The sequence below is a fragment of the Pseudomonas sp. Irchel 3F3 genome, assembly GCF_900187545.1.
Lineage (GTDB): Bacteria > Pseudomonadota > Gammaproteobacteria > Pseudomonadales > Pseudomonadaceae > Aquipseudomonas > Aquipseudomonas fortuita.
This window is the reverse complement of record NZ_FYDS01000001.1, coordinates 1-20,671: the sequence shown is the minus strand read 5'-3', so window position 1 is coordinate 20,671 and position 20,671 is coordinate 1. Positions and strand designations below refer to the sequence as shown.

The 20,671-nt window shown below is 65.5% G+C and carries 15 protein-coding genes and 1 rRNA gene; 7 read left to right on the top strand and 9 right to left on the bottom strand.

What is annotated here, in order from left to right; translation table 11 throughout:
• Positions 1–81: 81 nt before the first annotated feature.
• The 7 genes from CKW35_RS00090 to CKW35_RS00060 all read right to left on the bottom strand — a co-directional run bounded on the left by CKW35_RS00090 (position 82) and on the right by CKW35_RS00060 (position 6,165).
• The gene (locus tag CKW35_RS00090; protein WP_016485853.1) at positions 82–930 is read right to left on the bottom strand and encodes a TauD/TfdA family dioxygenase; all 849 of its coding nucleotides are present in this window, start codon (positions 928–930) and stop codon (positions 82–84) included.
• A gap of 13 nt (positions 931–943) precedes the next feature.
• Positions 944–1,924, bottom strand: coding sequence for a quinone oxidoreductase (locus CKW35_RS00085; protein WP_016485852.1), 981 nt, complete (start codon positions 1,922–1,924; stop codon positions 944–946).
• 157 nt (positions 1,925–2,081) lie between these two features.
• On the bottom strand, positions 2,082–2,840 hold the full coding sequence (locus CKW35_RS00080) for an SDR family NAD(P)-dependent oxidoreductase (protein ID WP_016485851.1): 759 nt from the start codon (positions 2,838–2,840) through the stop codon (positions 2,082–2,084).
• Complete coding sequence (locus CKW35_RS00075) at positions 2,837–4,015, bottom strand: acyl-CoA dehydrogenase family protein (RefSeq protein WP_016485850.1); 1,179 nt, start codon at positions 4,013–4,015, stop codon at positions 2,837–2,839. The genes CKW35_RS00080 and CKW35_RS00075 overlap by 4 nt, the downstream gene beginning before the upstream one ends.
• A gap of 29 nt (positions 4,016–4,044) precedes the next feature.
• Positions 4,045–4,764, bottom strand: coding sequence for a histidine phosphatase family protein (locus tag CKW35_RS00070; RefSeq protein ID WP_016485849.1), 720 nt, complete (start codon positions 4,762–4,764; stop codon positions 4,045–4,047).
• Positions 4,757–5,119, bottom strand: a complete 363-nt coding sequence (locus CKW35_RS00065; protein WP_016485848.1) for a DUF6285 domain-containing protein — start codon at positions 5,117–5,119, stop codon at positions 4,757–4,759. Before CKW35_RS00065 ends, CKW35_RS00070 begins: the two co-directional genes overlap by 8 nt.
• Entirely contained in the window at positions 5,116–6,165 is a 1,050-nt protein-coding gene (locus CKW35_RS00060) for a phosphotransferase family protein (RefSeq protein WP_095114673.1), read from the bottom strand. The genes CKW35_RS00065 and CKW35_RS00060 overlap by 4 nt, the downstream gene beginning before the upstream one ends.
• A 275-nt stretch (positions 6,166–6,440) precedes the next feature.
• On the opposite strand from CKW35_RS00060, the gene CKW35_RS28750 reads away from it, so the two are divergent.
• The 7 genes from CKW35_RS28750 to CKW35_RS00020 all read left to right on the top strand — a co-directional run bounded on the left by CKW35_RS28750 (position 6,441) and on the right by CKW35_RS00020 (position 18,228).
• Complete coding sequence (locus tag CKW35_RS28750; RefSeq protein WP_016485846.1) at positions 6,441–9,098, top strand: LuxR C-terminal-related transcriptional regulator; 2,658 nt, start codon at positions 6,441–6,443, stop codon at positions 9,096–9,098.
• Between the two features lie 110 nt (positions 9,099–9,208).
• Positions 9,209–10,996 (top strand): acyl-CoA dehydrogenase C-terminal domain-containing protein, encoded by a 1,788-nt coding sequence (locus CKW35_RS00050; RefSeq protein WP_095114672.1) that lies wholly within the window; start codon positions 9,209–9,211, stop codon positions 10,994–10,996.
• A gap of 172 nt (positions 10,997–11,168) precedes the next feature.
• Complete coding sequence (locus CKW35_RS00040) at positions 11,169–13,271, top strand: 3-hydroxyacyl-CoA dehydrogenase NAD-binding domain-containing protein (protein ID WP_024717595.1); 2,103 nt, start codon at positions 11,169–11,171, stop codon at positions 13,269–13,271.
• A gap of 34 nt (positions 13,272–13,305) precedes the next feature.
• On the top strand, positions 13,306–14,490 hold the full coding sequence (locus tag CKW35_RS00035) for an acetyl-CoA C-acyltransferase (RefSeq protein WP_016485844.1): 1,185 nt from the start codon (positions 13,306–13,308) through the stop codon (positions 14,488–14,490).
• A 15-nt stretch (positions 14,491–14,505) separates the two neighbouring features.
• The gene (locus CKW35_RS00030; protein WP_016485843.1) at positions 14,506–15,279 is read left to right on the top strand and encodes an SDR family NAD(P)-dependent oxidoreductase; all 774 of its coding nucleotides are present in this window, start codon (positions 14,506–14,508) and stop codon (positions 15,277–15,279) included.
• Positions 15,280–15,309: 30 nt separating this feature from the next.
• Positions 15,310–16,950: a propionate catabolism operon regulatory protein PrpR gene (gene prpR / locus CKW35_RS00025; protein ID WP_016485842.1), complete on the top strand. Its 1,641-nt coding sequence runs from the start codon at positions 15,310–15,312 to the stop codon at positions 16,948–16,950.
• Between the two features lie 75 nt (positions 16,951–17,025).
• A complete protein-coding gene (locus tag CKW35_RS00020) occupies positions 17,026–18,228 on the top strand; it encodes an MFS transporter (RefSeq protein WP_016485841.1) in 1,203 nt (400 codons plus the stop codon).
• A 10-nt stretch (positions 18,229–18,238) separates the two neighbouring features.
• On the opposite strand, the gene CKW35_RS00015 is transcribed toward CKW35_RS00020, so the two are convergent.
• Together CKW35_RS00015 and rrf are read right to left on the bottom strand one after the other, a co-directional pair.
• Positions 18,239–20,047, bottom strand: coding sequence for an ABC transporter ATP-binding protein/permease (locus tag CKW35_RS00015; protein WP_016485840.1), 1,809 nt, complete (start codon positions 20,045–20,047; stop codon positions 18,239–18,241).
• A 325-nt stretch (positions 20,048–20,372) separates the two neighbouring features.
• Positions 20,373–20,488: ribosomal RNA gene (rrf, locus tag CKW35_RS00010) — 5S ribosomal RNA — on the bottom strand.
• Between the last annotated feature and the right edge of the window lie 183 nt (positions 20,489–20,671).

The window sequence follows — 20,671 nt, the reverse complement described above, 5'->3', positions numbered from 1 at the left end:
TCTGAGTTTTATTGTTGTTATTGCTTACAGGCTATCGCGTAGCGATTGGGGCCGCATTGCGGCCCCAACGTGTCTGGCGGGTCAGAAAGTCGCATCCCCCATGATCCCGGCGCGCTCCATCTTGCGGTGGCAGGCGGGGTAATCCATGACGGCGTAATGCTGGGTACTGCGGTTGTCCCAGATGGCAATGCTGTTGGGCTTCCAGCGCCAGCGCACCTGGTACTCGGGGATGTAGGCCTGGCTGATCAGGTAGCGCAGCAATTCGCCCGCGCCGGGGTTGGCGTCCTGGCCGAAACGCACGCGCTCGGGGGTGTGGTAGTTGCTGAAATGGGTGGCGAAGGCGTTGACGAACAGCACCTTCTCGCCGGTTTCCGGGTGGGTACGCACCACCGGATGCTCGGCATCGGGAAAGAGGGCCTTGAGGGCAAGGCGCTTTTCGATCGGCATGGCGGCGCCGAAGCTGGCCTCGATGCTGTGCCGGGCACGCAGGCCCTCGATGCGCGCCTTGATCTCGGTAGGCAGGTTGTCGTAGGCCAGCACCATGTTGGTCCACAGGGTGTCGCCGCCCACCGCAGGGCTTTCCACGCAGCGCAGCACGCACCCCATCGGCGGTGCTTCACGCCAGGTGGCATCGGTGTGCCAGGCATTTTCATAGCGGTCTACCGGCGTTTCCGGCGATTTGTAGATCCGCACCAGGCCGGGGTGGTCCGGGTCGCTGCCGACCACGGGGTGGTCCTCCAGCTCGCCAAAGCGGCGGGCGAACGCCACGTGGTCGGCGCGGCTGATGTCCTGGTCGCGCAGGAACAGCACCCGGTGCTTGAGCAACTGGGCACGCACCTCTGCAAACAGGCCGTCATCATGAATCGCATCGGCCAGCCTGACGCCAAGCAGTTCAGCACCGATGGCGCAGGTCAATTGTTCGACTTGCATGGCAGTGCCCTCCTCAGATGACGAAGATCGACGAACCGGTGGTCTTGCGCGACTCCAGATCACGGTGCGCCTGAACTGCGTCCTGCAAGGCGTAGTGCTGGTTGATCTCGATCTTGATGCGGCCACTGGCCACATGGCCGAACAGCTCGCCTGCCAGGGCGGCTTTCTCGGCCGGGTCGGCGATATAGTCGGCCAGTGCCGGGCGGGTCAGGAACAACGAGCCCTTCATCGCCAGGATCTGCGGGTCGAACGGTTCGATGGTGCCAGAAGCGGTGCCCACGCAGACCATCAGGCCACGGCGCTTGAGCGAGTCCAGCGAGCCCATGAAGGTAGTGCGCCCGACGCTGTCGAACACCACGTTGACGCCAACCCCATCGGTCAGCTCGCGCACGCGCTTGGCCACGTCTTCGTGGCTGTAGTTGATGGTGTGGTCGCAACCATGGGCACGCGCCAATTCGGCCTTGGCGTCGGTGGACACGGTACCGATCACGGTCAGCCCCAGCAGCTTGGCCCACTGCGAGACGATCAACCCGACACCACCCGCAGCGGCGTGCAGCAGGATGCTGTCACCCGGTTTGAAGTCGTACAGGCGACGCATCAGGTACGAGGCCGTGAGGCCGCGCATGGTCATGGCCGCGGCCGTTTCGAACGCGATGGTTTCCGGCAGCTTGATCAGCGGCGCGGCAGGGATCAGGCGCTCGGTGCTGTAGGCGCCGAGGGTATTCATGAAGCCGGTGTAGGTCACCCGGTCGCCGACCGCTACGTCGCTGACACCCTCGCCCACCGCCTGGACCACGCCGGACGCTTCCACGCCCATGCCGTTGGCCAGCGGGATCGGGTAGGTGCCGTTGCGGAAATAGGTGTCGGCGTAGTTCAAGCCGACCGCCACGTGCCGCAGGCGCACCTGCCCAGGGCCCGGTTCGCCGACTTCGACGTCTTCGTAGCGCAGGACCTCAGGCCCTCCGGTTTCGTAGAAACGTACCGCTTTGGCCATGCCAATCTCCCTTCTTGTAGTTTTTGTTGAACAGCAACATGCGTCTTGAAGGGCAATTTAGGCCGTTGCGCAATACGCCGCTTATCATCGGACGACAACGGTTTTTCAGTTCATGACAGCGCCCCCGGTTTCAGTGCCGGGGCGCGGCTGGCATGGCTCAGAACGCCGAAATACCGCCATCCACGGCGATCGCCTGGCCGGTCATGTAGCTGTTTTCACGGGCGCACAGCATCAGCATGGCCGCCACGATTTCGTCGGGGGTACCCAGGCGCTTCATCGGCGAGCCCTGGGCGAGAAACGCCTGTTCCTCGCCCACATCGCTCCCTGTAACCATGGGCGTGGCGCTGTAGAACGGGCACAGCGCATTGACGCGGATGCCTCGGCGGGCGTATTCGACCGCTGCGGTTCGGGTCAGCCCGACCACCGCATGCTTGGCCGCCGCATAGGCGGCCAGCTTGGGCGCACCGCCGAGCCCGGCCATGGAGGCGATGTTGAGGATCACCCCGCCCCCTTGCGGCAACATCTGGCGCAGCTGTTGTTGCATGCAGAAGAAGACGCCCTTGGTGTTGACCGCGTGGCTGCGGTCCAGCTCTTCTTCGGTGGTGTCGACGAAGCGCTTCATCGGCGTAAGTATCCCGGCGTTGTTCACCCCCACATCGAGGCGGCCGAAGGTGGCCATGGCCGCGTCCACCAGCGCCTTGACCTGCACCTCACGGGTCACGTCGCACGGCACCGCCAGCACTGTGGCGCCGGCCTCGCGCAAGGTGCCGGCCACCCGCTCCAGGCCCGTCACGTTGCGGTCGCCGAGCACCAGGTGGGCGCCCAACCCGGCCAGGCGCTCGGCCAACAATGCGCCAAAACCGCTGGCGGCGCCGGTGATCATCACGACCTGGTTGCGATAGCTGTCCAGGTTCATCCGGCCACCCCCGGCGCGGTACGGGCGAGGATCTTCTTCGCCAGGCTCATGCGGTGCACTTCGTTGGGGCCGTCATAGATGCGGAAACTGCGCGCATCGCGGAAAATCCGCTCGACGATCGACTCGCCGGTAACGCCCTGCCCGCCGAGCACCTGCACACAACGGTCGATCACCCGCCAGATGGCCTCGGAGCTGAGCACCTTGGCCATGCTCGACTCGAAGTTGCCGCGCTCGCCCTGGTCCAGTACCCAGGCGCAGTGCCAGATCGACAGGCGCGTGGTGTGCAGGTCCATATCGTTGTCGGCGAGCATGAAGCCTACGCCCTGATGCTCGCCCAGCGGCTTGCCGAACGATACCCGGTGGTTGGCGTAGCGGCAGGCTTCGTCATGGGCACGACGGGCCTGGCCGAGCCAGCGCATGCAATGAGTCAGGCGCGCCGGGGCCAGGCGCACCTGGGCGTAACGGAAACCTTTGCCCACTTCGCCCAGCACATCGCTGGCGGGAATGCGCAGGTTGTCGAAGCGCAGCACCGCGTGGCCGCCGGCGAAACAGCTGTCGAGCGAGTCCATCATGCGCTCGAGGATGAAACCGGGGCGGTCGGTGTCGGTGAGGAACATGGTCGCGCTGCCGTCTTCCATGCGCGCCATGATGATTGCCACTTGCGCGCCTTCGGCACCGGTGATGAACCACTTCTGGCCGTTGATGATGTAGTCGTCGCCGTCGCGTACGGCCTGGGTGGTGAGCATCGAAGGATCGGAGCCGGCGCCCGGGCTTGGCTCGGTCATGGCGAAGCAGGAGCGGATCCGGCCCTGCACCAGCGGCTTGAGCCAGCGGTCTTTTTGCGCAGGCGTTGCCACTTGTTCCATCAGGTGTATGTTGCCTTCGTCGGGGGCATGGATGTTCAGGGCTACCGGCCCAAGCGGCGAATAGCCGGCCTCTTCAAAGATGATCGCCTTCTCGATGTGGCTCAGTCCCAGCCCGCCCATCTCACGCGAGGCATGCGGAGTCAGCAGGCCGTGTTCACGGGCGCGCTCGATCAGCACCTGGCGCAGCTCGGGCGACGGACCGTGGGGGGTCTGGCGCCGGTCGCGCTCCAGGGGGATGACGACGTCAGCGACGAACTGCCGTACTTTGGCTTGCAGGGCAGTCAACTCGGCAGACAGGGCGAAATGCATGGCGGTATTCCTTAGCAGGGTCATCAGGGTCAGGCGAGCAGGCGACGTGGGTCGATGGAGGCGTGCACATGCTCCATGACGGTCTGGTCGATCGTTGCCTTGGCAGGGTCGTAGGCTGAGTAGTTGAGGGTGCGGATGTAGGCACGCAGCGCCTGCGGGCCCGCCATGTCGATGTCGACGATGTTCAGGCAGGCCGGGTCTTGCTCGAAGGCAGCCAAGGCACCAAGGCCGGCGCCGCAGGCCCAGGCCAGAAGAATGCGGTTGACCGCATCGTGGCTGACCAGCAGCAGCGCGTTCCAGTCAGGTGCTTCCAGCAACTGCTGGAAGCTGCCCAGCACGCGTTGCTGGAACGCGGCCCAAGGCTCACCGCGCAAAAAGGCTGCGTCGGGGTGATCGGCGAGCTGGTAGGCCTGGGCCACTTCACGGTGCAGGTATTCACGGGGGATTTCCCGCAAGCGGCCGGCACGGATCTCACGAAACCCGGCGTGCTCTTCCACAGGCTGGACGCGGCCGCCCAGGAGCTGGTCGAGGGTTTGCCGGGTGCGCGGGTAGTCTGAGCACACGGCGCGGTCGAATGGCGTGTGCGCCAGCACCTGCCCCAGCGCCTGGGCCTGGGCTACGCCGTTGGCCGACAACGCCACGCTGCGCGGGTCGAGGGGACGGCCGCTGGTGTCGAAGTAGTCGACATGGCCATGGCGGACCAGGTAGCAGCGGCGGCGGCGCACCGGCTGGGCAGGCTGTTCAGTCATGGGCCAATACCTTGGGGTTGGTGATGCTCAGTTGTGCACGGTTGATGGTGCGCAGTGCCGCCAGCAGGTGGGCGCGGGGCTCGCCGGCCTGGTCGAAGGCACCCAAGCGAATACGCTGGGCGAGTTCGCTGCGGGCTTGCTCGAGCGACGCCTGGCCTTGCACCAACCCGGCCATGGCCTGGCGTTCGATGTCGGCACAGGCCGCACCCTGGGCAGCCTCGCGGCTGGCGATCAGCAAGGCGCTGGCCACCATCCGCGCCTCGTAGTGCAAGTGTGCCGGCAATGCGGGCAACAACTGTCTGAGCAGGGCGTCACGCGCCGTCAGCAGCAAGTCCTGGGCATCGGGCGGGTTCATGCGCGGCCTCCTTGGGTGAGCAACAGCAGTTCCTGTTCGAGCTCGCTGACCATGCGCCCGGTCAGCGCCAGTTCCAGCGAGCGTTGCTGGCCTGAGGCATGGCGTTCGGCCTGCTGCAGGGCGATCACCGCCCAGCGCAGGTGGGCCATGACCTGCCAGAAACGCAGCGTTTCGCTGTCCAGGTCGAGTGGCGAGACGCTGCGGTAGCCGGCGAGCAGGTCGTCCAGGCGGCCGATGCCGCCCGCCGCCAGGTCCGGCCGGGCAAACCGCCAGCAGCGTGCGGTGAACCAGCCCAGGTCTTCGCGGGGGTCGCCCCAACCGGCAAATTCCCAGTCCAGCACGCCGCAGAGCTCACCTTCCTCGACCATGTAGTTGCCTGTGCGGTAGTCGCGGTGGATCAGGCAAGTGGCAAGGGGGGCAGGCTTGTTCAGCTCGCACCAGCGCAGGCCCCATTCGATGATCGGGTGGCTACCCGGCAAGGCATCGAGGAACAGGCGGTACTGGTCGACGCTGGCCTGCACGGCATCGGCCACCGGTGCAGGCAGGAACGCCAGCGCCGATTGCGGCGGGCGCAGCTGGTGCAAGCGTGCGAGGTTGGCCCCAAGCGCCCGGCACAGCCCCGGGTCGCCCTCGGGGGCGCCTTGGCTGCTGGTCAAGTGGTGGCCGCCAGCGTGGCCGGCCAGGGCCTGCATGATGAAGAAATCGCGCCCGATCACTTGTGGCATCTGGCACAGCCACAGTGGCTCGGGCACCTTCACACCCACTTGGTGAGCGGCGCTGAGCACGGCGAACTCCTGCGCGCGGCTCATGCTGGCGGCCACGGCGGAAGCCGCATCGGTACGCAGTACCCAACGTTGCGGCACACCGGCAACCTCGGCCTTGATCAACCAGTTCTCCTGGATGGCGCCACCCGACAATCGCTCGCTATGGGTAATGCGCACCGGCTGGCCGTGAAGGCGCTCCTGTAAATAGGCAGACAGCACCTCATGGGCGTCTGCGACGTCGATGCGAGCACTGGATTGCTGCGCTAAATGACTGCTTGGCATGGTCGGTCCAACTCACTGTTCACGAGTGCCGTGGCTCTAAGCAAGATGGTTGCCAGCTTCCTATGAATTAAATATTCGCTTAAAAATCAATAAGTTGTATCTAATCTTTCAGCGCACTCAACGCCATTCAAATCAAACTTGAACAGCGCCATTGCACAGCTGAAACCGCCGTTCAATTCTGCACAGCAAGCCACTGCCCTCCCCCAGCAGAATTTCCCCGCGCCGGGCGTGCGCTCGGCTAGGATGTCTGGCCAAACCGATGGAACCTGCTAGCCATGCATCTTCCCGCGCTCAAACCGAACCAGCTTCGCCCGCCCGCCGAGCCGACCAGGGGGGTGGTGCGAGCGCGGCTGCTCGACCAGTTGGCCAACGCCCTGGACGAAGGCAGCGTCGTGCTCCTGCAAGCACCGCTGGGCTATGGCAAGAGCACACTGCTTGGCCAGTTCACCCGCAGCCTGGCCGGGCCTTGGGCATGGCTGCGCCTGACCCGCGCCGAGAACCAGCCACTGGCCCTGCTGCTGCACCTGCACGCTGCGCTGCAACTGCCTGCGCAACAACGCGATACACCGCAGGCCGAGCACCTGTGGAGCCTGATTCTGGCCGACCTGGAGGCCCGCCAGGCGCCGCTGACGCTGCTGCTCGACGACCTGCACCTGCTCAACGCCGCGCCCGCCTGGCAGTACCTGGACACGCTGCTGCATGACCCGCCGCCTGCGCTGCGCCTGGTCGCCGCCAGCGAAGGACCGCCCCCGCTGCCGCTGGCCCACTTGCGCCGCGAGGGTCGGTTGATTGTGCTGGGCGCCCGTGACCTGGCCCTGGACAGCGAAGAGACGCGCCAGTTGGCACAGGCCCGGGACGTCAACCTGGGCAGCGATGCGCTGTACCAGCTGCGCGCCGGCAGCGAAGGCTGGCTTAGCGGTGTGCTGTTCTGGTTCGAGGCCTACCGCGAGGCGCTGCACAGCACCGGCCAGGCCCCCGCTGACCTGCGCCCGATCACCCGCCAGGCCTATGCCCATGCCCGGCAGTTTCTTGAGGAAGAACGGCTGCAGCGCTTGCCCGTGCCGTTGCGGATATTTCTGGAACACACCGCCGTGGCCCAGGTGTTTGATGCAGGCCTTGCCAGCGAACTGGCCGCCGATGCCGACGTGCCCGCCGCGCTGCGCCAGCTGCAGCGCCTGGACCTGATCATTGAAGTCCCCCAGGGCAGCCACGCCGAGTACCGCTACCACCCTGCCCTGCGCAACAGCCTCTACCAACGCCTGGAACAACGCGACCCCCAACGCTTGCGCCAGCTGCACCGCCAGGCTGCCAGCTGGCTGCTGGCCCAGCGCCGCTACACCGAGGCGATCTACCAGTTCGGCCGGGCACGCGACCTGGATGCCGTGCTCAACATCGTCGACCGGCACGGTTTCGAGCTGCTGCGCGAGGGCAAGGTCAACACCCTGGTCGATGTGCTCGACGAGGTCGCTGGCCACGCTGGCAACGACAGCTTCACCTTGGCGGTGACCGAGGCCTCCACGGTGATGGTCACCAACGATATCGCCCAGGCCTGCCAGTGCCTGCACCAGCTACACGCCTTGCAGCGCCGCCAGGCAGTGCCGCGCCACCCCGAGCGGGTGCAGCAGACGGTAATGTTCTTGCGCAGCCGCCTGGCCTACCTGGGCGGCAACCTGGGGCACGCCCTGGCCCTCGCGGCGCGGGCACTGCAGCGGTTTCCCCAGCACAACGCAGCGCGCTCGGTGCTGTATTTCGACCGCGCCAACTGCCTGGCGGCGCTCGGCCAACTGGAGCAGGCCCACACCGAAGGCAGCCGCGCCCTACGCGAGCTGCAGGGCTTTGGCCTGAGCGGCTACACCAACCTGCTGCAACTGTTGCTGGCGCAGATCGAACTGGCCCAGGGTGCCAACGATGCTGCCTGGGCGCGCCTGCAAGGCATGGCCGAGCTGCCTGCCGCCGGCAGTTCGGGGCGCTTCTATGAACTGTTCCGCCACCTGGGCAAAGGCCTGGCACTGCTGCAAGCCAACCGCCTGGCCCAGGCACGCCAAGCCCTGGCCCAGGCCGAGGTGCTGGCACTGGGCTTCCCCCACAGCGCTGCGCTGCCCTGGGTGTTTCACCACCAGGCATGCCTGCACTGGGCGCTGGGCGAGACCGGCCAGGCCAGGGCACGCTGGGCAGAGGTACGCCGGCTGGCCCGCCAAAACCGTTTGCTTACCCTCTACCGCCAGGCCGGCGCCTGGCTCGCGCGCCTGGCCTTGCGCGACAATGACCAGGACTACCTGCCCGACTGGCTCGACCAATGGCACTGGTGCCGGCGCCAATATGGCGAGCAACTCTTACCGGAAGAGTGGCTTGCCTATGCCTGGGTGCAACGCCACCTCGGCCAGCGCGACAAGGCCTGGCAGATCCAGCAGAGCTTGCAGGCTCAAGCGCAGGCCCAAGGCAACCGCCGCCTGCTGGTCGACGCACTGCTGCTCCACGCTGCCCTGCTACAGGACCGTGGCGCCCGCGACGACGCCCTGCTCAGCCTCGAACAGGCGCTGCAACTGGCCTGCACCTACGGCTTCGGCCAACTGCTGCAGTATGAAGGTGACGTCTGCCTGGAGGCCCTGCGCCAACTGCTGCTGCCCCAGGTGCGCCAACGCCTGGGCCTGCAGGCCCCAGCGCCCTTGCGCGAGCACCTGAATGCCCTGTTCCGGCCATTGCTGGCAAACAAGGAAAACGTGGAAAGCGCCCTGATCGTGCCGCTCTCGCGCCGTGAGCTGGAAGTGTTGCAGCGCATGGCCCGCGGGCAGAGCAACGGGCAGATCGCCGAGGCGATGTTCATCAGCCTTAGCACGGTCAAGACCCACATCAACAACCTGTTCCGCAAGCTCGACGTGGCCGACCGCGACAGCGCCCTGTGTTCGGCGCGCGAACTGCAACTGCTGGGCTGACCTCCACCTGGCCCTCGCCGCGATTCCACCCGCCATTCCACCCCGGGGTGGACGCGGTGCCCGGGCCTGCCTGTTACAACATGCCGAGTCCACCCAGCCAGGAGTTCGGCATGCCCAGCTACACCGCCCCATTGCGCGATATCACCTTTGTTGCCCAGGAGCTGCTCGGCCTGAGCCGCCACTACCAACAACTGACTGGCTGTGAAGCCCCGGACGCGGCTACCTTCGCCGCCATCGTCGAAGAAGGTGCCAAATTCGCCGAACAGCAGCTGGCCCCGCTCAACGCCGTGGGCGACCAGCACGGCTGCCAGTGGCAGGACGGCAAGGTCACCACCCCGCCCGGCTTTGCCGATGCCTACAAACGCTTCGCCGACAACGGCTGGCTGGGCCTGGACAAGAACCCGGCCTTCGGTGGCCAGGGCCTGCCGCCGTCGCTGGGGTTCGTCAACTACGAGATGGTGTGCAGCGTCAACCACGCCTGGGGCATGTACGGCAACCTCGCCGGAGGCGCCATCAGCACCCTCAGCGAGCACGCTGACGAAGCCCTGCAGCAGCGCTTGCTGCCACCGATGATCGCCGGCCGCTGGGGCGGCACCATGTGCCTGACCGAAGCCCACTGTGGTTCGGACCTCGGCCTGCTGCGTACCAGCGCCAAGCCTCAAACCGACGGCACCTACCAGGTCAGCGGCAGCAAGATGTTCATCTCCGCCGGTGAGCACGACATGACCGAAAATATTATCCACCTGGTGCTGGCGCGCATCGAAGGCGCGCCGGCGGGGGTCAAAGGCATTTCGCTGTTCGCCGTGCCGAAGATCCAGGTCGATGCCCAAGGCCAGCTTGGCGCGCCCAACGGTGTGAGCTGCGGCTCCATCGAACACAAGATGGGCATCCACGGCAACGCTACCTGCGTGCTCAACTTCGACAGCGCCACAGGCTACCTGTTGGGCGAGGCCAACCGTGGCCTGAACGCCATGTTCACCTACATCAACGAGTCGCGCCTGGCGGTGTCCCAGCAGGCCCAGGCCCACGCCGAAGCGTCGTTCCAGGGTGCCTTGGCCTATGCCCGGGACCGCGTGCAGATGCGCGCCACACCCCGCCTGCGCAGTGACCAGCCAGCCGACCCGATCATCGGCCATGCCGATGTACGGCGCATGCTGCTGACCCAAAAAGCCTATGCCGAAGGTGGCCGCATGCTTGCCTACACCTGCGCCAAGGGCGTCGACCAGTTGCACCACGGCGCCAGCGCCGGCGTGCGCGAGGCGGCGGCACGCCGCCTCGCGCTGCTCACGCCGATTGCCAAAGGCTTCCTCACCGAAACCGGCAACGAGGCCGCGCAACTGGGTATTCAGGTATTCGGTGGCCACGGCTACATCCGCGAGTGGGGCATGGAGCAGATTGCACGCGACGTGCGCATCACCGCGATCTACGAAGGCACCAACACCATCCAGGGCCTCGACCTGCTGACCCGCAAGGTGCTCGCCGATGGTGGCGAAGCCCTGGGCGAACTGCTCGGTGAAATCGAAGACTTCACCCAGAGCACAAGTGCCCCGACCCACCTGGCCCAGGCCCTGCTCAAGCAAGTGATTGCCTGGCGCGAAGTCAGTGCCTGGCTGAGTGACGCCAGCGCAGGCGATGCCAACCTGATCGGCGCCAGCGCCTACGACTACCTGATGCTCAGCGGTTACACCCTGCTCGGCTACCTCTGGCTGCGCGCTGCGTGCGTGGCCGAACGGGCACAGGCTGCCGGCAGCGACGAGGCGGCCTTCTACCAAGGCAAGCGCGAGACCGCACGCTTCTACCTGCAACGCCTGCTGCCACGCGCCAACCTGCACGAAACGCTGATTCGCACCGGTAGCAACAACCTGATGGACATCAGCGAGGCCGCATTCGCCCGCTGATACCAGCGCGCCGGTCAAAACCCCGGCAAGCGGCGCTTTACCCTGTGGGAGCGGGCTTGCCCGCGAAGAAAACACCGCGGTGCATGGCACCGGCTTCGCCGGTGTTCGCGGGCGAGCCCGCTCCCACCGGGTCGGGCGTGCGCCCACGGCCCACTAACAGGAAGGTTACCCCATGCAACTCATCGACTATCGCCGCGAAAACCAACTGGCCCTGATCGGCCTGCGCCACGCGCCGGTCAACGCCCTTGGCCATGACTTGCGCCAGGCACTGATGCAGGCCTGCAGCCGGGCCGCTGCTGACCCCGAAGTGCAGGCCATTATCCTGCACGGTGAGCAACTGCCGTTCAGTGCCGGTGCCGACATCAGCGAGTTCGGCAGCCCACGCACCTGGGAGGCGCCGGCACTGCCCGAACTCCTCGATGCCCTGACCCGCATCGAAAAACCCCTGATTGCCGCCATCGACGGGGTGGCCCTGGGCGGCGGCCTGGAACTGGCCCTGGCTTGCAGCCATCGTCTGGCTACCGCCACCGCACGCCTGGGGCTTCCCGAAGTCCGCCTGGGCCTGCTGCCCGGTGCTGGCGGCACCCAGCGCCTGCCGCGCCTTATCGGCGTGGCCCCGGCGTTGGAGATGATGCTCAGCGGCGACCCGATCGATGGCCGCCAGGGCCTTGCCCTGGGTCTGATCGATCGCCTGGTCGAAAGCCGACAGGACTTACTCGAAGCAGCCTGCACTTTGGCTCGCGAGCAACTGGCCCAACCGGCCCTGCCAAGCGCCCCTGCAACACCTTTGGCCGACGGCCTGGAAAGCGACTTCTTCGCCAGCCGCGAGGCACAGCTGATCGCCCGCAAGCCCGGCCAGACTGCGCCCCTGCGCGTGCTCGCCGCGGTCCGCGCCGCCTGCGAGATGCCCCTGGCCGAGGGCCTGGCCCGCGAGCAGGTACTGTTCCGCGAAGCCCTGCAAGACCCACAGGCCACCGCCCTGCGCCACCAGTTCTTCGCCGAGCGCGAGGCGCTGCGCGTACCCGGCATCGACGCCAGCACGGCGCTGCGCGGCATTGACCGGGTAGCGGTGATCGGCGCCGGCACCATGGGCGCCGGCATCGCCATGAACTTTATCAACGCCGGTATCCCGGTACGCCTGCTGGAGCTCAAGCCCGAAGCGCTGGACCGGGGCCTGGCGCAGATCCGCAAGACCTACGAAGGCAGCATCAAGCGCGGCAAGCTTGGCGCCGAGCAGCTCGATCAACGTATGAACCTGCTGCAAGGCACCCTCGACTACGCCGACCTGGCCGACGCCGACCTGGTGATCGAGGCGGTGTTCGAGGACCTGTCGATCAAGCAGCAGGTGTTCCGCACCCTGGACCGGGTGTGCAAGTCGGGCGCGATTCTCGCCAGCAACACCTCGACCCTTGACGTCGACCGCATCGCCGCCTGTACCCGCCGACCGCAGGACGTGGTCGGCCTGCATTTCTTCAGCCCGGCGAACGTCATGCGCCTGCTCGAAGTGGTGCGCGGCCGGCTGACGGCGCCCGACGTGCTGGCCACCACGTTGCAGGTCGCCAAGCGCATCGGCAAATTGCCGGTGGTGTCGGGCGTGTGCTTTGGCTTCATCGGCAACCGCATGCTCGAACCCTATGCCCGCGAAGCCCACCGCCTGGTGCTTGAAGGCGCCTCGCCAGCCCAGGTGGACAAGGTCCTCACCGGCCTGGGCCTGGCCATGGGCGTGTTCGCCATGTACGACCTGGCCGGCATTGATGTCGGCTACCTGGTGCGCCAGGCACGGCGCAGTGAAATCGCCCACGACCCGAGCTACTTCCGCCTGGCCGACGAACTCTACAGCCTGGGCCGCTACGGCCAGAAGAGCGGGCGCGGGTTCTACCGCTACGAAGGCCGCGAACGCATCGAAGACCCGGAAGTGGAGCAGATTGCGGTGCAACTGGCGGCCAGGCTGGGCATCACCCGGCGCACCATCAGCGACGCCGAAATCCACGACCGCTGCCTGTTCATGCTGATCAACGAGGGCCTGCAGGTGCTCGATGAAGGCATTGCCCTGCGCAGTGGCGACATCGACCTGGTGTGGACCAACGGCTACGGCTTCCCGGCCTGGCGTGGGGGCCCACTGCACTATGCCCGCGAGCTCGGCCTGGACAACGTGCTGGCGGGCATCGAGCAACAGCGCGAAGCGCTCGGCGCCTATGGCCACATGTGGCTACAGCCAGCCCCGTTGCTGCGGCGCCTGGCTTCCAGTGCGAAGTTGCGCACGGCCAGCCTATGAGCCGTTCTCCCCTGTTCATCAAGGAACCCCGGACATGAAAGAAGCCGTCATTCTCTCCACCGCCCGTACCCCGATCGGCAAGGCCTTTCGCGGCGCGCTGAACAACACCCGCTCGCCGAGCCTGGCCGCGCAGGCCATCCAGGCGGCGGTGGTCCGCGCCAGCATCGCCGGTGATGAAATCGAAGACCTGATAATGGGTACCGCGATGCCCTCCGGCACCGCTGGCTGGAACCTGGGCCGCATGAGCGCGCTGGCTGCCGGCCTGCCGGTGTCGGTCAGCGGCCAGACCCTGGACCGCCAGTGCGCCTCCGGGCTGATGGCAATCGCCACCGCCGCCAAACAGATCATGGTCGATGGCATGCAGGTGACCGTCGGCGCCGGCCAGGAAAACATCAGCGCGGTACAGGCGCGTAACCTGGAATGGGCATTGGCCGAGCAGGACAGCCGCGTGATTCAACGTGTCCCACATGCCTACATGCCGATGCTGCAGACTGCCGAGCACGTGGCCAAGCGCTATGGCATCAGCCGCGACGCCCAGGACGCCTACGCCCTACAGTCACAGCTGCGCACCGCCGCCGCCCAGCGCAACGGGTTGTTCGAGACCGAAATCGTGCCCGTGACAGCGCAGCAGTTGATCAAAGACAAGCAGACCGGCGAGGTCAGTTACCGCGAGGTGACCCTGACGCAGGACGAAGGCAACCGCCCGCAGACACGCCTGGAGGACCTGACCGGCTTGAAACCCGTGCTCGAAGGCGGCTGCATCACCGCCGGCAATGCCAGCCAGCTGTCCGACGGTGCCAGCGCCTGCGTACTGATGAACGCGCGCCTGGCCGAGCAGCGCAACCTTGAGCCGCTGGGCCTTTACCGGGGCATCGCGGTGGCCGGCCTGGCCCCGGAAGAGATGGGCATTGGCCCGGTATACGCCGTGCCGCGCCTGCTCAAGCAGCATGGGCTGAAGGTGGGCGACATCGGCCTGTGGGAACTCAACGAAGCGTTCGCCTGCCAGGTGCTGTATTGCCGCGACAAGCTGGGTATCGACCCCGCGCGGCTGAACGTCAACGGCGGCGCCATCGCCATCGGCCATCCCTATGGCATGAGCGGTGCGCGGATGGTCGGGCATGCCTTGCTCGAAGGCAAACGGCGCGGGGAGCGGTTCGTGGTTGTGACCATGTGCGTGGGCGGAGGCATGGGTGCCGCCGGCCTGTTCGAAGTACTTTGACCAAGGGCCGACAGCATGCTTGCAAACACATTTTCCTTGACTGGCAAGACCGTGCTGGTCACCGGGGCCTCCAGCGGCCTGGGCGCGCATTTCGCACGCCTGGCCCAGGCTGCTGGCGCCCGGGTGGTGCTGGCAGCGCGCAGGGTCGAGCGCCTGCAGGCGCTGGCCGACGCACTGCAGGCCAACGGCGGTGAAGCACTTGCCGTGGCACTGGACGTGACCCGCCGCGACAGCGTCGAGCAGGCCTTCGACCAAGCCGAGGCACGCTTTGGCGTGGTCGACGTGATCATCAACAATGCCGGTATCGGCGACCCCGGGCGCTTTCTCGATATGAGGGAGCAGGACTGGCAACGCATGCTCTCGACCAACCTCGACGGTGTGTTTCATGTTGCCCAGTGCGCAGCCCAGCGCCTGGTCAAGGCCGGGCAGCCAGGCAGCATCGTCAACATCGCCTCGATCCTCGGCCTGCGGGTCGGCAGCGGCCTGAGCCACTACTGCACGGCCAAGGCCGCCGTGGTGCAACTGACCAAGGCCATGGCACTGGAGCTGGCCCGCTACCGGATCCGCGTCAATGCCATTGCCCCAGGCTACTTCAGGACCGAGATGAACGAAGACTACTTCGACAGCGAGGACGGTCAGGGTTACATCAAAAACCACGTGCCGATGCGCCGCCTGGGGCAACTGCACGAACTGGACGGCCCTTTGCTGTTGCTGGCCAGTGATGCCGGCGCATTCATGACCGGCAGCATCGTGGCCGTGGATGGCGGGCACCTGGTAAACCCTCTGTAATGCCCCAATTGCTGTAGACAAGGAGCCTGTATGCCCGTCACCGCTTACCTGCCCCGCGTGGTTGCGCTGGTTACCCACCTGCATCGCCCCGCCGCTCCCAGCCGCATGGCGCAACTGATCGAGCAAGTAAGCGCCGACTACCGGCAACAAGCCCGTATAGAGGTCATCGAAACCAGCCTGGCCGACCTGCTGCCACTGGCGCGCAAGCTGGAAAGCCACCAGCAGGCAGACGTCATTCTGTGTTCCGGGGCTGCCGCCGATTACTTGCGACATCACCTGATTACCTCGGTGCGAACCCTGCACCTGGGCGAGTTCGACCTGATCCGTGCCCTGGTGCAGGCCCGCGACCGGGCCAGCCGGGTGGGTATCCTCAGTTTCGCCCAGCCGTACCCGGAACTGGCGGCGATGCAGGCGCTGTTCACCCTGCAGATTCGCGAACACACCTACACCAGCCTGGAGCAGGCCCGGGATCAGGTCGAACGCTTGGTCGCGGATGGCTTCGAGGTGATCATCGGCTCGCCAACGGTATGCCAGTTGGCCGACGCCGCGGGTGCCCAAGGCGTGCTGGCGCTGGATGCTGAAAGCCTGCGCCATACATTCGACAGCCTGGTGACCCTGAGTGCCAAGGCTGGTGAGCCCCCCACACACCGCCTGCCACGGCGCGGCCGTGAACAGCCCGATGCGCGCCCGTTCAAGGCGCGCCATCGCTTCGAGCAACTGCTCGGTGACGCGCCGGCATTTCGCGCCATCCTGAGCCTGGCTCAGCGCTACGCACAGGCCGACGCCACGGTGCTGATCACCGGCGAGAGTGGTACCGGCAAGGAGTTGCTGGCGCAAAGCATGCACCACGCCAGCCCGCGCCAACAGGGGCCGTTCGTGGCGATCAACTGTGCGGCGCTGCCCGAGTCGCTGCTTGAAAGTGAACTGTTCGGCTACGAGGACGGTGCCTTCACCGGTTCGCGCAAAGGCGGCAAGCCCGGCCTGATCGAGCTGGCGCACACCGGCACCTTGTTCCTCGACGAAATAGGTGACATGCCGGTGGCCCTGCAAACCCGCCTGCTGCGGGTGCTGCAGGAGCGCGAGGTGCTGCGTTTGGGCGCCTGCCAGCCGAAGGCAGTGGATATCCGGGTGATTGCCGCCACCCATTGCGACCTGCCCGCGCGCATCGCCGACCAGCGCTTTCGCCAGGACCTGTATTACCGCCTGAATATCCTGCGCCTGGCCGTACCGCCGCTACGCGAGCGGATCGCAGACATCGTGCCGCTGTTCAATGCCCTGCTTGCGCGCCACTGCCGAGCCAGGGGCTTGCCGCCTTCAAGTGACGAGCACGTGCAGCACATTCTGCCATTGATGCTGCGCCACCCTTGGCCGGGCAACATGCGTGAGCTGGAGAACATCGCCGAGCGCGCGGCCTTGTGCCTGAGTCCGCAGGGCCACGATGACAAGGTCGACTTGGCCACGTTGTTCCCGGAGTTCTTCGAGGCCGGCGCGGCTGCAGCGGCGAAGCTGCCCCATGCCGCCACCGACAACCTGCGTAGCCTGGGCAAAGCAGCCGAAACGGCCCATGCGCGTCAGGTGCTGGCTTGCTGCGACGGCGACATGGACGAGGCCGCGCGGCGCCTGGGGGTCAGCCGCAGCACCGTCTGGCGGCGGGTGCGCAGCTTGGCCTGACCGGTCGTGGTTCCGGTTTGCATCCTGCGCGTGGGCTCCTACAGTTTGAACGTAGCAACGCTGACGAGACCCCAGATGCGCAGCAATGAAGAAAGCGGCGCCGTTAATGCCAGCCGAACCTTGCCAAAGATCCCGCGCAGTGTCTGGGCGCTGGGCTTCGTGTCGATGTTCATGGACATTTCCTCGGAGATGATCCACGCCCTGCTGCCACTGTACATGGTCACCGTGCTCGGCACTTCGGTGGTTGCTGTGGGCGTTATCGAAGGTATCGCCGAGGCAACCGCCTCGATCACCAAAGTGTTTTCCGGCGCGCTCAGCGACCGGCTGGGCAAGCGCAAGCTGCTGACCGTGCTCGGCTACGGCTTGGGCGCGCTGACCAAGCCAGTATTCCCCATGGCCTCCGGGCTGGAGTGGCTGATCGCAGCACGTTTCGTCGACCGGGTCGGCAAAGGCATCCGTGGGGCGCCGCGTGATGCGTTGGTGGCTGATGTCACGCCCCCCGAGTTGCGTGGTGCCGCCTTTGGCCTGCGTCAGGCGCTGGATACGGTTGGCGCTTTCCTCGGGCCATTGCTGGCGATCGTGCTGATGTGGCTGACCGCGAGCCACTTCCAGAGGGTGTTCTGGGTGTCGGTGATCCCGGCGTTGGTGGCGGTGTACATCCTCATCGCCTTCGTGCACGAACCTGAAACGCCTGCCACGACACCGCCCGTGCGCGCACCGCTGGCGGTGCACGAACGGGTACGCCTGGGCCCGGCCTACTGGCGGCTGATCGGCCTGGCCACCTTGTTCACCCTTGCCCGCTTCAGCGAGGCCTTCCTGCTACTGCGCGCCCAGGACATGGGCCTGGCGCCAATGTGGGCGCCTGCGGTGCTGGTGCTGATGGCGCTGGCCTACTCGGTGTCGGCCTACCCTGCCGGGGTAATGTCGGACCGTCTGGGGCGCCGCGGCGTGCTGATGACGGGGCTGGGGCTGCTGATCGCCGCCGACCTGTTGCTGGCCCTGCTGTCTGGCTGGGCGGGGCTGGCCTTAGGGGTTGCCGCCTGGGGCCTGCACCTGGGCTTCACCCAAGGCATCTTCGCGGCCATGATCGCCGACAGCGCACCGGCCAACCTGCGCGGGACCGCCTTCGGCCTGTTCAACCTGCTGACCGGGGTGGCACTGCTGACGGCCAGCGTGGTGGCAGGGTTGTTGTGGGATGGTGCGGGGTTCCAGGCAACCTTCCTGGTCGGCGCAGGGCTTGCCAGCACCACCCTGGTGGGGGTGATGCTGTTACGTTGAGCACACCGGACTAGGCCAACGCCGGCTCTTGCTTGAGCAACGACCAGCCCCCGTGCCCATCCACCTCCAGCCGGTGAGTATGGAACCCCGCCAGCGTGCTGCGATGGCCAACACTGACCAGCAGCGCACCCGGCATTTCCGTGCGCAGCAGCGAATACAGGGCGTGCTCGAGCCCTTCGTCCATCGCCGAAGTGGACTCATCGAGGAACACTACCTGAGGCCGGTTGAACAGCACCCGTGCGAATGCCAGGCGCTGCTGCTCGCCCACCGAGAGAATATGCGACCAGTCGCAACTGACCTCCAGCCGCTCCGCCAGATGAGCCAGGTTGACCTGGCGCAAGGCCTGTTGCATACGTCCTTCGTCCTCGGGCTTGCTGGCTGCCGGGTAGGCGATGACCGCCCGCAAGTCGCCCAGCGGCAGGTAGGGGCGCTGCGACAGGAACAACGCCTGATGGCCTGGCGGGCGCCTGACCTTACCTTCAGCGTAAGGCCAAAGGCCCGCCAGGGCTCGCAGCAGGGTAGTTTTACCACTGCCCGACGGGCCCTTGATCAACAATGCCTGACCGGCGTGCAGGCTCAGGCCAAGGTCAGCGACAAGGGCATGCCCGTCTGGCCGCAGCACCTGCAGATCAATGATTTCCAGCCCATGCTGCTGAGCCTCGAGGGTGACACGCGGCAAGGCGCTCGCCTGCTGGTTGGCATCAAGAAAACCGGTCAGACGGTCGAGGGTGGCCCGGTATTGAGCGAACGCATCGTAAGATTCGCGGAAGAACGACAATGAATCCTGCACCTGGCCAAAGGCCTGGGCGGTCTGCATCACGTCACCCAACTTGATCGCACCGCTGAAGAAGCGTGGCGCCTGGAGTATAAACGGGAACACCACGGCAACCTGGCTAACACCCAGGTTGAAACCACTGAATTTCAGGTTCCGGAACACCAGCGCCCAGGCATTGACGATCAAGGCGCCAAAGCGGCCCAGTAACGTGCCACGCTCCACCGAGGCGCCTTGGTAGAAGGCAATGTTCTCGGCATTCTCGCGCAGGCGCATCAGCGCATAGCGAAAGTTGGCGGTGAGTTTTTCATTGAGGAAGTTCAGACGGATCAACGGGCGCCCCAGGCGGAAGGCAATCCAGGTGGCAACGATGACATACAGGTACACGGCAAACACCATCGCCCGGGGGACTTCCACACCGGCAACCGCCAGCGGTGCCGACAGCGACCAGAGGATCCCGGTGAAGGCCACCAGCGACACCAGTGCACTGACAGCACCCAAGGCCAGGGTGACCGAGTTGGTGACAAATGCATTGGCATCCAGTTCGATACGCTGGTCAGGGTTGTCCACCGGCTCGGCCAGAAACTGACCACGGTAGTAGGCATCGCCATGCATCCAGTCGTGGGTCAGACGCTCGGTGAGCCAGACCCGCCAACGAATGCTGAATGCCTGGGTTACATAGAAGGTGAACAGCGAACGCAGTACATGGATGGTGGCCAGTACGGCAAAGACGCCGAGCATGTACCAGAAAGCGGATTGATCCAGGCCTTGCAAGGCACTGTAGAAGCCGTTGTACCAGAACGAGAACAGTACGTTGAGGCGCACCGAGAACAGCGTCAACACCAGCAACAGCGCAAACACCAGCAGTGGCCGCCAACTGCGCCTGAAACTGAAGTAGGGCCCGGCAAGCTGCCAGAACTGGCTGCCCCAGCGCGTGCAACGTACAGCCAGTGTCGCGGCAGCGGTAAAGCAGACAAGGGTGATGAACGAAGCGATTGCCAGCCATCGCAGGCTCTCTTGCAGGGCCTGGTGCCAGTTCATGTCCATGGTGGGTATCCGTGCTGAGTATTTCCGCGAGCGTAGCATTGCCCTACGTTTCATCAGGCATAGATGACGTACATTTCATGATCCTGACCTGTTGCCACAGACCCTGCAGGAGCGGCCTTGTGTCGCGATCGGCGACTTACCACAGACCCCTGTAGGAGCAGCCTTGTGCTGCAAAGAGGCCATTGCAGCCGAAGATAATCTTTAGCCTTACCGGCCTCTTCGCAGCACAAGGCTGCTCCTACAGGGGTTCGGGCAGGGCTGATTTTTTTGCCCACAAAGACAAAACCCCTACCTGCATGCGCAGATAGGGGTTTTGCGAAATGAATCTTGACGATGACCTACTCTCACATGGGGAAACCCCACACTACCATCGGCGATGCATCGTTTCACTGCTGAGTTCGGGATGGGATCAGGTGGTTCCAATGCTCTATGGTCGTCAAGAAATTCTGTAGCCAGAATGTCCAGATGGACAGCCCAGCGAATCCGGATATGTGATGTTTGTGGTTCGTTGCGAACTTTCGGTTCGTATCATCTCCACCACCGCAATCTGCGTCAGCAAATTGCTTGGGTGTTATATGGTCAAGCCTCACGGGCAATTAGTATTGGTTAGCTCAACGCCTCACA